Source organism: Prauserella muralis (assembly GCF_003202285.1).
GTDB classification, from domain to species: Bacteria; Actinomycetota; Actinomycetes; order Mycobacteriales; family Pseudonocardiaceae; genus Prauserella_B; species Prauserella_B muralis.
Map to the genome: position 1 here is coordinate 834969 of NZ_MASW01000001.1, position 12242 is coordinate 847210.

A 12242-nucleotide genomic window follows, 5' to 3' on the forward strand; every position below is an offset into this window, starting at 1 on the left:
GGTCGCGGCGCCCGCTGCCCGCTCAGCCGGCGAGGACGGCGTCGATGCCCTCGGCCATCGTCTTGCCGAGCACACCGATCTCGTCCTCGGTGATGATCAGCGGCGGCGAGACCACGAGCGTGGAGCCGCCGAGCACGCGCACGATCAGCCCGCGCTCGCGGATGGCCAGCTGCATGCGCGCGGCGATGCCCTTGTGCTCGGCCAGCAGCTCGCCGTCCAGTTCGACGGCGGCGATCAGGCCGACGCCACCACGGACGTCGGCCACCGCGGGATGCTCGCGCAGCGGCAGCAGCGCCTCCAGCAGCGGCCGCTCCAGCTCCACCGCCCGCCCGGGCAGGTCCTCGCGTTCGAGGATGTCGAGGTTGGCCAGCGCCGCCGCCGCGACCGTCGGGTGTCCCGAGTAGGTGGGCCCGTGCGCGACGAGGCTGCCGGGCGCCTCCCAGAAGACGTCGGCGACGTGCCCGGCGGCGGCCACTCCGCCCAGCGGCAGGTAGCCGCTGGTGACGCCCTTGGCGAAGGTGATGAGGTCGGGCCGCAGGCCCCAGCGTTCGACGCCGAACCAGCCGCCGACCCGGCCGAACCCGCAGATCACCGAGTCGGCGACGAAGAGAATGCCGTGTTCGGCACAGATCTTCGCGGCTGCCTCCAGGTAGCCGGGTTCCGGCGGCCGGGCGCCGCCCGCGCCGATCACGGGCTCGGCGAAGAACGCCGCGATGTTCTCGGCGCCGATCCGCTCGATCGCCGCCCTCAGGTCCTCGGCGTCGTCGTGGGCGACGCGCGTGGCGTCGGACAGCAGTGGCCCGAAGCCGTCGCGGTTCACCTCGATGCCGGCCAGGCTGGTGCCGAAGCCGTTGGTGCCGTGGTAGGAGTGCCGCCTGCTGACGATGTGCACGCGCTGCGGCTCACCCCGCCGCGCCCAGTACAGCCGCGCCAGCTTGGCCGCGGTGTCCACCGACTCGCCGCCGCCCGTGGTGAAGAAGATCCGCGCCTGCTCCATCGGCGCCAGCTCCGACAGCCGCGTCGCGAGCCGCTCGGCGGGCTCGTTGCTGAAGTCGCCGAAGGTGAAGTAGCTGTCCAGGCGGCGCATCTGCGCGGCGGTGGCGTCGACGATCTCGGCCCTGCCGTGGCCCGCGTTGCAGTACCAGAGCCCCGCGGTGCCGTCCAGGTAGCGGGTGCCGTCGGTGTCGTAGATCCACACGCCCTCCGCGCGGTCCACCAGGAACGGCTTGTCCTTGACCTCCGCCATGTTGGCGAACGGGTGCCAGAGCCGGGTCTCCACTGTGTCTCCTCTCCGTCGTCACTCAGCGCGCGGTGGCGTGGGCGTGCAGGATGCGGGCGACCGTCTCGGTCACCCGCTCGGTCTGCTGCAGGTGCAGCCACTCGTCGGGCACGTGGGCATTGTTGCCGGGTCCTCTCGGCCCGGTGACCACGAATTGCGCGTCGGGGTACGCGCGGCCGAACAGCCCGAGGAACGGGATGGTCCCGCCGAGCGGGATCGACCGCCACGGCGCGCCGAACACCTCGGCGCTCGCCTCGTCGAGCGCCGAGGTGAGCCACGCGGCGCGCGGCGTGGTGCTCCAGCCGTCGGCGGCCTCGGCGCGGGCCAGCTCGACCTGCGCGCCGGAGGGCACGTCGGCGGTGAGCGCCTTCTCCACGGCGGCGAGCGCGGCGGGGGCGTCGACGGTGGGTGGCAGCCGGAAGCTGAGCTTGAGGCCGGTGTACGGGCGCAGCACGTTGCCCGCGTCGAGCAGCGGTGGCAGCCCGTCCGCGCCGGTGACCGAGAGTGTGGGCCGCCAGGTGTTGTTGAGCACCAGCTCCACCGGGTCGTCGCTGACCAGCCGCACGCCGTCGGCCACCGGCAGTCTCGGGGTCAGGAACCCCTCGGCCACGCCGGTGCGGATCTCGTCGGCTGCCCCGTCCGGCAGGGCTGTCTCCAGCTCGGGCAGCAGGATGCGGCCCGAGCGCGCGTCCTCGATGCGGTCGAGCAGCTGGCGCAGCACCCGGAACGAGCTGGGCACGATGCCGCTGCCGTGCCCGGAGTGCACGCCGGAGGTGAGCACGCGGACGGTGACGTCGAGGAAGGCGATGCCGCGCACCGAGCTCGCCAGCCACAGCCGCTCGTGGTCGGCGCCCGCGATGTCCAGGCAGATCACCAGGCCGACGGGACCGAGCCGCCCGGCAAGCTCGTCCAGGTAGGCGGGCAGGTCGGGGCTGCCCGACTCCTCGCCGGTCTCCAGCAGCACCACCGTGCGCGCGTGCCGTCCGCCCGCGGCGTGCAGCGCCTCCAGTGCGACGGCGGCGGCGTAGGCGGCGTAGCCGTCGTCGCCCGCGCCCCTGCCGTACAGCCGCTCGTCCTTCACCACCGGTGTCCACGGGCCGAGCCCGGGCGACCACTCGCCCGCGGGCGGCTGCTTGTCGAGGTGGCCGTAGACCACCGCGGTCTCCGGGTTGGTGGCGTCTCTGGCCGGCACGTCGAGCAGCAGCACCGGCGTGCGGCCGGGCAGCTCCACCACCTCGGCACGCGCACCGGCGATGGGCCGCTCGGCCAGCCACGCCCGCACCAGCTCGACGGCGGCGTGCAGCTGCCGGTTCGCCGCCCAGGCCTGGTCGAAGGCCGGGGACAGCGCCGGGATGGTCACGAACTCGGACAGCCCGCCCAGCGCGTCTCCGGCCCACACCTGCCGCACCCGCTCCCGCAGCACCCGTGAGTCCATGCCCCCGATCGTGACACGGACCCCCTGTGGTGCACGTCACAGTGCCTGCTGCGGTCGATCTCCCCGAGCGGGTCTCACCCGGAAGGACGCCGGGCGGCGGTCCAGGTTAACGCCCGTTCCCACGACCGACTTTCGGCGGTTGCACGGTAGGTAGTCCAAGCGTTTCCGCAGCTCAGCTACCGATTCCGGGCAACGAATCGGACTCGGAACCTCTCCAGAGCGGCCCCGTCCATGCCAGGATGGCGACGTGAACCGTCACCGCCGACGGACACCCGAGCGCTCGGACCCGATGCGTACGTGGTGCCGCCGGTGCGCCGCCGTGGCCGCCACAAGTGGTCGCGCGGCACGACACCAAAAGGGAGAAGCGCATGTCGTCCCCCGAACAGTGGACGCGCCCGGAGCCTGGCGCCGGACCGGCCGCGACAGCGGCGGAACCGACTCCAGAACAGGTGATTGCGGGTTTGCGAGCAACAACAGAAGGCGGGGCTGAGCTGACTCAGCTGCTCAACCCCGAAGGCGAGCGCCTTTCGTCGGCCATGTTCGACCCCTATGTCGCCGACATCGACGCCGAGGCGCTGCGTGGGCTCTACCGGGACATGGTGCTGGTCCGCAGAGGCGACCGGGAGTCCAACGCGATGCAGCGGCAGGGCCAGCTCGGCATCTGGGTGCCGTTGCTCGGCCAGGAGGCGGCCCAGATCGGTTCGGGCCGGGCACTGCGGCCGCAGGACATGGCCTTCCCCAGCTACCGCGAGCACGGCGTGGCGTACACGCGTGGCGTGGACTTCCGCGAGCTGCTCGGCATCTTCCGCTGCACCGACCACAGCGGCTGGGACTTCAAGGCCCACGGGTTCCATCCGTACACGATCGTCATCGGCAACCAGGTCCTCAACGCCACCGGCTACGCCATGGGGCAGAAGTTCGAGGGCAAGGTCGGCGACGACGACGGGGAGGCGACCATCGTCTACTTCGGCGACGGCGCCACCAGCCAGGGCGACGTGCACGAGGGCTTCGTGTGGGCCGCCGTGTACGACGCGCCCGTGGTGTTCTTCTGCCAGAACAACCAGTGGGCCATCTCCGAGCCCACCGAGCGCCAGTCGAGGCTGCCGCTCTACCAGCGGGCACGGGGCTACGGCTTCCCCGGCATCCGCGTGGACGGCAACGACGTGCTCGCCTGTCTCGCGGTGACCCGCTGGGCGCTGGACGAGTGCAGGCACGGCAACGGGCCGGTGCTCATCGAGGCGTTCACCTACCGCATGGACGCCCACACCACCACCGACGACCCCACGCGGTACCGGCTCTCCGACGAGCTTGAGGTGTGGAAGCACAAGGATCCGATCGAGCGGGTCCGCGCGCACCTGGCCCGCACCGGCGGCGCCGACACGGCGTTCTTCGAGGCGGTGCAGGCCGAGGCCGACAGCTTCGCCGCCGAACTGCGCGACTTCTGCTTCAACATGCCCGACCCGCCGCCCGAGCGGGTGTTCGCCAACGTCTACGCCGAGCCCTCGCCGCAGCTGGACGCGCAGCGCGAGGAGTACCTGGCCTACCTCTCCGGATTCGCCGAGGCAGGTGAGCACTGATGGCCGCGCCCGTGAAGTCCCACCCCGTCGAGGGTCCCGCCTCAGCCGTGCAGAACCTCACCATCGGCAAGGCGCTCAACCAGGGCCTGCGCGCCGCGATGGAGGCCGACGACAAGGTCATCGTGATGGGCGAGGACGTCGGCAAGCTCGGCGGCGTCTTCCGCATCACCGACGGCCTGCAGAAGGACTTCGGTGAGCAGCGCGTGCTGGACACGCCGCTGGCCGAGTCCGGCATCATCGGCACCGCCGTCGGCCTCGCCGTGCGCGGCTTCCGCCCGGTCTGCGAGATCCAGTTCGAGGGGTTCATCTTCCCCGGCTTCGACCAGATCTCCAGCCAGCTGGCGAAGCTGCACTACCGCACGCAGGGCAAGGTGAAGGTGCCCGTGGTGATCCGCGTGCCCTACGGCGGCGGCATCGGCGCGGTGGAGCACCACTCGGAGTCGCCGGAGTCGCTGTTCGCGCACATCGCGGGGCTCAAGGTCGTCTCCTGCTCCAACCCGGTTGACGCCTACTGGATGATCCAGCAGGCGATCGCCAGCGACGACCCGATCCTGTTCTTCGAGCCCAAGCGGCTCTACCACTCCGGGGCGCTCAAGGCGCCCGTCGACCCGTCGGCGACGCCGGACCCGCTGTTCGCCTCCCGGGTCGTCCGGCAGGGCGGCACGGACGCCGCGGCGACGGTCGTCGCCTACGGTCCTTCGGTGAAGGTGTGCCTCGACGCGGCCGCGGCCGCCGCCGAGGAGGGCCGGTCGCTGGAGGTCATCGACCTGCGTGCGCTCTCGCCGCTGGACCTCGGCCCGGTGTTCGAGTCCGTGCGCCGCACGGGCCGCCTCATCACCGTCAGCGAAGCGCAGTCCGAGTCCTCGATCACCTCCGAGATCGCGGCCCGGGTGCAGCAGGAGTGCTTCTACTCGCTGGAGGCGCCCGTCCTCCGCGTCGCCGGCTTCGACACGCCGTACCCGCCGGCGAAGCTGGAGGAGCACTTCCTTCCCGACCTGGATCGGGTGCTGCACGCCGTCGACCGCGCGCTGGACTGGTGAGGGGGATCGCGCAGACATGCCTGAGTACAAGCAGTTTCCCCTTGCCGACACGGCCGAGGGGCTGACGGAGGCCGAGATCCTCGACTGGAAGGTCAAGCCCGGCGACGAGGTTCAGGTCAACCAGATCGTGGTGGAGGTCGAGACCGCCAAGGCGGCGGTGGAGCTGCCGGTCCCGTGGGCCGGTGTGGTGACCGAACTGCTCGCGGAGCCGGGGCAGACGGTCGAGGTCGGCACGCCGATCATGACCATCGACGTGGACCCGCAGGGCTCGGCGCCCTCGGGAGGCGGAGCCACGGAGCAGCCCGCGGCCCCCGCCACCAACGGCGTCGCCCAGGAACCCCCTTCGGGATCGTCGGCGGCACCGGCTCCCGCCGACGACGAGATGAAACCCCTTGTCGGCTACGGCTCCAAGAACGTGGTCGCCAAGCGCCGTCCCCGCAAGCTCCCCAATGCCACATTTGTGGCGTCTGACGCTACGAATGCCACATTGGGGAAGTCTGACGCTACGAATGCCACATTGGGGAGCTCGGCACCGGAGTACGTGCCGCTGGCGAAGCCTCCGGTGCGCAAGCTCGCCAAGGAGCTCGGGGTGGACCTCCGCCAGGTCATCGGCTCCGCCGAGGGCGGGGTCATCACCCGCGAGGACGTGCAGCGGGCGGCCGAGCCGGAGACGACGGCGACCGCCGCGGCTCCCGCCCACGCTCCGGGTGCCCGGGAGCGGCGCGTGCCGATCAAGGGCGTGCGCAAGGCCACCGCGCAGGCGATGGTCTCCAGCGCGTTCACGGCACCGCACGTCACGGAGTTCCTCACCATCGACGTCACGCCGATGATGGAGTTCCGCGCGAAGCTCAAGAGCAGCCCGGCCTTCGCCGGGGTGAAGCTCACCCCGCTGGCGTTCGCGGCCAAGGCCGTGTGCCTCGCGGTACGACGCACCCCCGACGTCAACGCGGTGTGGGACGACGAGGCGAACGAGATCGTCTTCAAGGACTACGTGCACCTCGGGATCGCAGCGGCCACGCCGCGCGGGCTCGTCGTGCCCAAGGTCCGCGACGCCGATGCGCTCTCGCTCGTGGAACTGGCCCAGGCCATCGACGAGCTGACCACCACAGCCAGGGACGGCAAGACGCCGCCCGAGGCGATGCTGCACGGCACGTTCACCATCACCAACGTCGGCGTGTTCGGCGTCGACACCGGCACGCCGATCATCAACCCCGGCGAGTCGGCGATCCTGGCGCTCGGCGCGATCAGGGACATGCCGTGGGTGGTGGACGGCGAGCTGGCCGTGCGCAAGGTGATGCAGCTGTCGCTGAGCTTCGACCACCGGGTGGTCGACGGCCAGCAGGGCTCGCAGTTCCTCGCCGACGTCGGTGCGCTGCTCGCCGACCCGGCGCAGGCCATCACCTACTGACGCTCGCTCCGCGGTGCGCCGGAGGGATCCGGTTCCTCCGGCGCACCGCGGACTCGGGTGTGCCGCTCCGGCAACTCGGTGCCGATGAGCCGCGGCCGGCGCACGTTCAGGAGCTTGGGTCGATCGACGCCGTACTGCTCGACGCCGAACCGAACATCCCGTAGCTCGGAGTCGACCAGCCACAGCGCATGCCGACCCTGGTGCGCGGTGCGCAGGTCGATCAGGCATTCGTTGAGCGTGGACTCGTAGACGCCGAAACGGGGTTCGCCTCCGGAATCGTCGCGCCTGCGGGACGTCAGCCGGGTGAAGTCGAACGTGCAGTCCACGAAGCCGCAGCCCTCGAAGACCACCTCGCCCTGCCTGTTCTCTTCCCCGGTCACCGCGATCACCACCCCGGTGAACGTGCAGCCGACGAACCGGAACCGCTGGCCCCTCATGCGGTCGCTGTCGAACAGCAGCTCACCACCCTCGAACGTGACGTCGACCATGGAGAAGGCGATTTCGGCAACCGTCTGTGCAGCGCGGAAGCACGCGCCGGAGAAGTTCGCCGCGTCCGCAGCCACTCCGGCGACCGTCCAGTCGCCGTCGAACACCGCACCGTCGAAGCGCGCCTCGCCCCGGATGTTCAGCAGGGAGAGGTCCGCGTCCGTGAACCGGGCTCCGCTGAGATCGACCGAAAGGTGCCGCCACGTTCCGTCGGGGCCGAAGCGTCCCCACAGGACGCGGAGCAGCGTCTCCCTCACCTTGGCCTCGGCGACGTCGTCCTCGCTCACGGGAAGGCGAAGGTATCCGGTCAGCACGTCAACGCAGGCCTGTCGATTACCCACCCAGTCGTCGGCCAGCCCGGACATCGCGTACACCCCGGCGAGGCGCACCGCCCCGCTCTCATGAGCCAGTTGTTCAGCGGCCGTGCCGAACCGCTCGTTGAACACCTGCTCCCGCTCCCGCTCGTCGCGGCCGCGCGCGAGGCCGTGCTCGGCCTCGGTGACCCGCTGCCTGCGCAGGTTCACCGCCAGCAGCACCACACCACCGAGTCCGGCCACGACAGCGAGAGCGATCTTGAGCAGTTCCAGCACCTGCGAGGTGTCGAACGCGGCCACCGGTGGCAAGGTGGGCCAGCCGAGCAGCCAGAGCAGACCGGATCCGGTGCCCGCCGCCACGAGGACAGCCACGAGCATCCAGCCCGTGATCGTGGCCGCGATCCGGCCGGATGGTGCCTGGCTGCGCCGGACCTGCTGACCCGGCGGGCGGAACCCGGCCATCGCGCCACGCGAGTGCCGCGCCAGACGCCCGACGACGACGAGGACCAGCAACACGGCGGCCGTGACACCGGCGATCGCCTTCGGGTTGCCGTGACCGAGCCAGCTCCACACGACCGGCGACGTTAGCGTCCCTTCCGGGTCCGCGGGAGCAAATCGGCACGTCCCTGCGTTGTTCAGGTATGGCCGTCTTGTTCTTGTTGTACGTGGTCGCCGAGGTGGCCGCCGTGTGGGCGGTCGCGTCGCTCATCGGCTTCCTGCCCACGCTCGGACTGCTGCTGCTCGGCGCGTTCGCCGGGTCGTGGCTCGCCCGGCGCGAGGGTGGCAAGGCGGCCCGCGCCTTCATGACGACGGCCCGCTCGGGGCGCTCCGCCCACAACGAGGTCACCGACGGGATGCTCGTCGGGCTCGGCGGCGTGCTCATCCTGGTGCCCGGCTTCGTCACCGACGTGGCAGGCCTGCTGTTGCTGCTGCCGCCCACGCGCAGCGTCGTCCGCCGGTCCTGGCTGCGCCGCATCGAGCGCAGGGCCCCGATGATGCACGACCGCATGCGCGACCAGATGCGCGCTCAGGGTCACGTGATCGTCGTCGACAGCGAGGTGGTCGACGAGCGCAGGCCCGGTGACGACCCGCCACCGGGGCAGCGGCCGGTGATCGACTCGCCGTGAGGCGTTACCCGGGCGGCTTGGGGATGTCGAAGTAGCCGGACAGCCGCACGGCCGGCGCGTACTCGCCCTTCACCTTGACCTTGCCGGTGACGAACATGGCCGCCACCGCCGCGTTGCCGGTGGCCAGGCGGATGAAGTCGTCCACGGCGACGGTGATCGTGGTGTCGGGGTCGCGCCCGCAGTCGGCGCTGGACACGCACATGCCGTCCTCGATCACGGTCTGGAACCGGTCGAACTCGTCGCCGCCGTTCGGGAAGCGCCAGCCGACCACGAGGCTGACGTAGCGCGCCTTCTCCGGCACGAAGTGGTCGGACATCCGCCGGAAGATCTCGTCCAGGAACACCGCGCGCAGCTCCGGGTGCTGCCCGATGGCCCTGATCTGGTCCTTCGACGCCTTGGCGACGATGTCGACCAGCACCTCCGTCGACAGCGAGCGCAGTTCGATGCCTGCTCCCGCCGTGTCGAGCATGCACAGCGTCTCCAGGAGCCGAACGAACTGCTCGGTGGACAGCGCCCGGACGTCGATGTGCCGCGCGAATCGGTCCAACGCACTTTCGGAGGACACGGCGTCAGGCTACTCAGCGGTAGCTAACCCGGCAACACGAGCCTGATTCGCCTAACAGGTAGCGTTTCCTCCGGACAGGAGGTTGCGGTGACGGAGGATGTACGGCGCTCGCCCGAACGGGCTAAAAGGCTTCCCCGCGCGGTGCGGGAGAAGCAGATCCTCGACGCTGCCGTCGAGGTTTTCGCCCGGCACGGCTACCACTCGGCATCCATGGACGAGGTCTCCGACGTCGCGGGCGTCTCCAAGCCGATGATCTACAGCTACCTCGGCGCCAAGGAGGACCTGTTCCTGCACTGCATCCGCAGGGAGGCTGGCCGCCTCCTGGAGGCCGTGCAGGCAGGCATCAAGCCGGACCTGCCACCGGACATGCAGCTGTGGCACGGCCTGCGCTCGTTCTACGGGTTCGTCTCCGAGTACCGCGACTCCTGGACCGTCCTGCACCGCCAGGCGCTCACCGTCGGAGGCCCCTTCGCCGGTGAGGTCGACGCGCTGCGTGGCAGGGCCATCGAACTGGTCTCCGCGCTCGTGGTGTCGGCCGGCTCGCGCAAGGGGCTCGCCGAGCAGGCCGAGTTCTCCGGCGAGGGGCTGGCCGCCGCGCTCGTCGGCGCGGCCGAGTCGCTTGCCGACTGGTGGCTCGACCACTCCGACGTCTCCGACGCCGTGCTCGCCTCGTGGCTGATGAACCTGATCTGGCTCGGCTTCAACGACCTCGTGGAGGGCGACGTCTGGCGGCCTAGGTAAACCTGACCGTGCCCTTCAGGTGCGGCTTCGGCTTGCGCGCGTGCCACAGTTCGAAGGCCCACCCGTCACCCGGCCGCCGCCCCCCACGGAGACGCTCCGCGCCACTGCGTTCGTACCCTTCGTCGCTGGGCCACGTGGTGAAGGCGGCCTTCGCGGGCAGGAGCACCGGCTGCTGGAACCGCACGTCCACCGTGTAGGACTCGCCCAGCCTGCCCTCGAACGCGGCGAGGCTGCGTGCCTTGGTCCACATGCCGTGCGCGATGGCCTTCGGGAAGCCGAACAGCCGGGCGGTGAGCGGGTGCAGGTGGATCGGGTTGCGGTCGCCGGACACCTCGGCGTAGCGGCGGCCGATGTCGCCGGGAACGTGCCAGATCGCGCTCGGCGACGGCTTGGCCAGCTGGGCGGCCCTGCCCTTCGAACCGCCCGAGCCGCCCCCGCGCCGCAGGTAGGTGCTCACGTCGGTCCACACGGTCTCGTCCCCGACGACGGCCTCGCTGACGACGTCGAACTGGGTTCCCTTCTCGTGCGGGCGCAGGTTCTCCGCCCGCACCCGCAGGGTGAACGCCTCGCCGATGCGGACCGCACGGTGCTGGGTGATGCGGTTGGCGACGTGCACCATCCCGAGCACGGGGAACGGGAAGTCCGGCTGCGTCATCAGCGCCATCTGCAGCGGGAAGGCGAGGATGTGCGGATAGGTGGCGGGCAGTTCGTCGGCGAGCCGGAACCCGCACACACGGTTGTAGGCGGCGACGTGCGCCGGGTCGGCGACGACCCCGGTGCGCACGTACTCGGTGTCCGGCAGTGCCTGCCCGCCGCTCCTGCGCAGGCTGCCCAGCGCGGCCTTGGGGTACAGGCCGGCGAGGCTCGGCGTGCTCCGCAGTTCCCTGACCGTCATGTCACGCTCCCAACAGCGCCTGGCCGCAGACGCGCACCACGTTGCCGTTGACGGCGGCCGACGCCGGGTTGGCGTACCAGGCGATGGTCTCGGCGACGTCCACCGGCAGCCCGCCCTGGGCGAGGCTGGAGAGGCGGCGTCCGAACTCGCGGATCACCACCGGCACCGCGGCGGTCATCTGGGTCTCGATGAACCCGGGCGCGACCGCGTTGATCGTGCCGGAGTGCTCGGCTAGCCGCGGCGCGCCCTCGGCGACCATGCCGATGACGCCCGCCTTGCTGGTGGCGTAGTTGGTCTGGCCGACGTTGCCCGCGATGCCCGCGATGGACGAGACGCCGATGATCCGGCCGTTGTCCCGCAGCACCTTGCGCGACAGCAGCGTGTCGTTCACGGCGAGCTGCGCGGCCAAGTTGACGCCGAGCACGGAGTCCCAGCCCTGCTCGGTGAGGTTGCCGAGCGTCTTGTCCCGCGTGATGCCCGCGTTGTGCACCACGATGTCGACGCCACCGTGCCGCTGCGTGAGATGGTCGGCGAGCTTGTCCGGGGCGTCGGCGGCCGTGATGTCGAGCTGCAGCGCCGAGCCGCCGATGTCGTTGGCGACCCGCGACAGGTCGGCGCCCTGCGCCGGGATGTCGAGGGCGACCACGTGGGCGCCGTCGCGGGCGAGCACCTCCGCGATGGCGGCGCCGATGCCCCGCGAGGCGCCGGTGACGAGCGCGACCTTGCCGGACAGCGGCTGCTCCCAGCTCTCCGGAGCAGGGGCGGTGGTGACCCCGCCGGTGCCGACGCGGATCACCTGGCCGTCGACGAACGCGGACTTGGCCGAGAGCAAGAACCGCATCGTGGACTCCGTGGCGTCCTCCGCGCCCTGGCCGACGTAGACGAGCTGGGCCGTGGCGCCGCGCTTGAGCTCCTTGCCGACCGAGCGGACGAAGCCCTCCAACGCGCGCTGGGCGATCAGCTCGCGGCCCTGCGCCTGCTCGGGCGGGGTGCCCAGCACCACGACCCGGCCGCACGCGCCCACCTTGCGGATCACCGGGTGGAAGAAGCGGTGCAGCTCCCGCAGCTGCGCGGGCTCGGTGATGCCGGTCGCGTCGAACACGAGCGCTCCGTACCGCACGTCGTCGGCGGGGGTGCTCAGCACCTCGATGCCCGCGGCGTCCAGCTGGGCGGACAGCGCCTTCTCCAGGCGTCCGCCCGGCGCGGCGCCCAGAAGTGCGGGACCATCGAGAGCGGGCTGCCCCGGCCGGTAGCGCCGGAGCGTGGGCGGGTTCGGCAGGCCCAGCCTGGGCACCAGGAACTTGCCGACGGGTGTCTTGGTGAAGCGCTGGTACTTGTCCGCCATCGGGTGCCTCCCATACCGAGTGTGCAGCCC

11 protein-coding genes are annotated in these 12242 nt (G+C 71.2%); 5 read left to right on the forward strand and 6 right to left on the reverse strand.

Translation table 11 applies throughout. The features are described from left to right. Positions 1–22: 22 nt before the first annotated feature. Together BAY60_RS04925 and BAY60_RS04930 are read right to left on the reverse strand one after the other, a co-directional pair. Positions 23–1279, reverse strand: a complete 1257-nt coding sequence (locus tag BAY60_RS04925) for an aminotransferase family protein (RefSeq protein ID WP_245992329.1) — start codon at positions 1277–1279, stop codon at positions 23–25. A gap of 22 nt (positions 1280–1301) precedes the next feature. Continuing rightward, positions 1302–2714: a M20/M25/M40 family metallo-hydrolase gene (locus tag BAY60_RS04930; protein WP_211330186.1), complete on the reverse strand. Its 1413-nt coding sequence runs from the start codon at positions 2712–2714 to the stop codon at positions 1302–1304. A gap of 368 nt (positions 2715–3082) precedes the next feature. Between BAY60_RS04930 and pdhA the strand changes: the two genes are divergently transcribed. Genes pdhA through BAY60_RS04945 form a run of 3 tightly spaced genes read left to right on the forward strand, consistent with a single transcriptional unit; the run spans position 3083 to position 6739 of the window. Further along, positions 3083–4291: a pyruvate dehydrogenase (acetyl-transferring) E1 component subunit alpha gene (pdhA, locus tag BAY60_RS04935; protein ID WP_112279599.1), complete on the forward strand. Its 1209-nt coding sequence runs from the start codon at positions 3083–3085 to the stop codon at positions 4289–4291. Next, complete coding sequence (locus BAY60_RS04940) at positions 4291–5331, forward strand: alpha-ketoacid dehydrogenase subunit beta (RefSeq protein ID WP_112279600.1); 1041 nt, start codon at positions 4291–4293, stop codon at positions 5329–5331. The genes pdhA and BAY60_RS04940 overlap by 1 nt, the downstream gene beginning before the upstream one ends. Before the next feature lie 16 nt (positions 5332–5347). Continuing rightward, positions 5348–6739 (forward strand): dihydrolipoamide acetyltransferase family protein, encoded by a 1392-nt coding sequence (locus BAY60_RS04945; RefSeq protein ID WP_112279601.1) that lies wholly within the window; start codon positions 5348–5350, stop codon positions 6737–6739. On the opposite strand, the gene BAY60_RS04950 is transcribed toward BAY60_RS04945, so the two are convergent. Next, entirely contained in the window at positions 6733–8112 is a 1380-nt protein-coding gene (locus BAY60_RS04950; protein ID WP_112279602.1) for a pentapeptide repeat-containing protein, read from the reverse strand. The genes BAY60_RS04945 and BAY60_RS04950 overlap by 7 nt on opposite strands. Before the next feature lie 68 nt (positions 8113–8180). Here BAY60_RS04950 and BAY60_RS04955 point away from each other — a divergent pair, with 68 nt between their 5' ends. Next, positions 8181–8666, forward strand: a complete 486-nt coding sequence (locus BAY60_RS04955; RefSeq protein WP_112279603.1) for an FxsA family protein — start codon at positions 8181–8183, stop codon at positions 8664–8666. A 4-nt stretch (positions 8667–8670) separates the two neighbouring features. On the opposite strand, the gene BAY60_RS04960 is transcribed toward BAY60_RS04955, so the two are convergent. Beyond that, complete coding sequence (locus tag BAY60_RS04960; RefSeq protein WP_425466443.1) at positions 8671–9231, reverse strand: SCP2 sterol-binding domain-containing protein; 561 nt, start codon at positions 9229–9231, stop codon at positions 8671–8673. Between the two features lie 87 nt (positions 9232–9318). On the opposite strand from BAY60_RS04960, the gene BAY60_RS04965 reads away from it, so the two are divergent. After that, complete coding sequence (locus BAY60_RS04965; RefSeq protein ID WP_112279604.1) at positions 9319–9972, forward strand: TetR/AcrR family transcriptional regulator; 654 nt, start codon at positions 9319–9321, stop codon at positions 9970–9972. Here the strand turns inward: BAY60_RS04965 and BAY60_RS04970 are convergent. Continuing rightward, positions 9965–10867 carry a MaoC/PaaZ C-terminal domain-containing protein gene (locus tag BAY60_RS04970; RefSeq protein ID WP_112279605.1) on the reverse strand — a complete coding sequence of 301 codons (903 nt, stop codon included), beginning with the start codon at positions 10865–10867 and terminating at the stop codon, positions 9965–9967. The genes BAY60_RS04965 and BAY60_RS04970 overlap by 8 nt on opposite strands. A gap of 1 nt (position 10868) precedes the next feature. Continuing rightward, positions 10869–12212 carry a 3-oxoacyl-ACP reductase gene (locus BAY60_RS04975; protein WP_112279606.1) on the reverse strand — a complete coding sequence of 448 codons (1344 nt, stop codon included), beginning with the start codon at positions 12210–12212 and terminating at the stop codon, positions 10869–10871. Positions 12213–12242: the final 30 nt, after the last annotated feature.

Excerpts from the sequence above, each read along its gene's own strand:
- BAY60_RS04930 (WP_211330186.1), bottom strand. The coding sequence starts at position 2,714 with ATGGACTCACGGGTGCTGCGGGAGCGGGTGCGGCAGGTGTGGGCCGGA.
- pdhA (WP_112279599.1), top strand. The coding sequence starts at position 3,083 with ATGTCGTCCCCCGAACAGTGGACGCGCCCGGAGCCTGGCGCCGGACCG.
- BAY60_RS04940 (WP_112279600.1), top strand. The coding sequence starts at position 4,291 with ATGGCCGCGCCCGTGAAGTCCCACCCCGTCGAGGGTCCCGCCTCAGCC.
- BAY60_RS04945 (WP_112279601.1), top strand. The coding sequence starts at position 5,348 with ATGCCTGAGTACAAGCAGTTTCCCCTTGCCGACACGGCCGAGGGGCTG.
- BAY60_RS04955 (WP_112279603.1), top strand. The coding sequence starts at position 8,181 with ATGGCCGTCTTGTTCTTGTTGTACGTGGTCGCCGAGGTGGCCGCCGTG.
- BAY60_RS04970 (WP_112279605.1), bottom strand. The coding sequence starts at position 10,867 with ATGACGGTCAGGGAACTGCGGAGCACGCCGAGCCTCGCCGGCCTGTAC.
- BAY60_RS04975 (WP_112279606.1), bottom strand. The coding sequence starts at position 12,212 with ATGGCGGACAAGTACCAGCGCTTCACCAAGACACCCGTCGGCAAGTTC.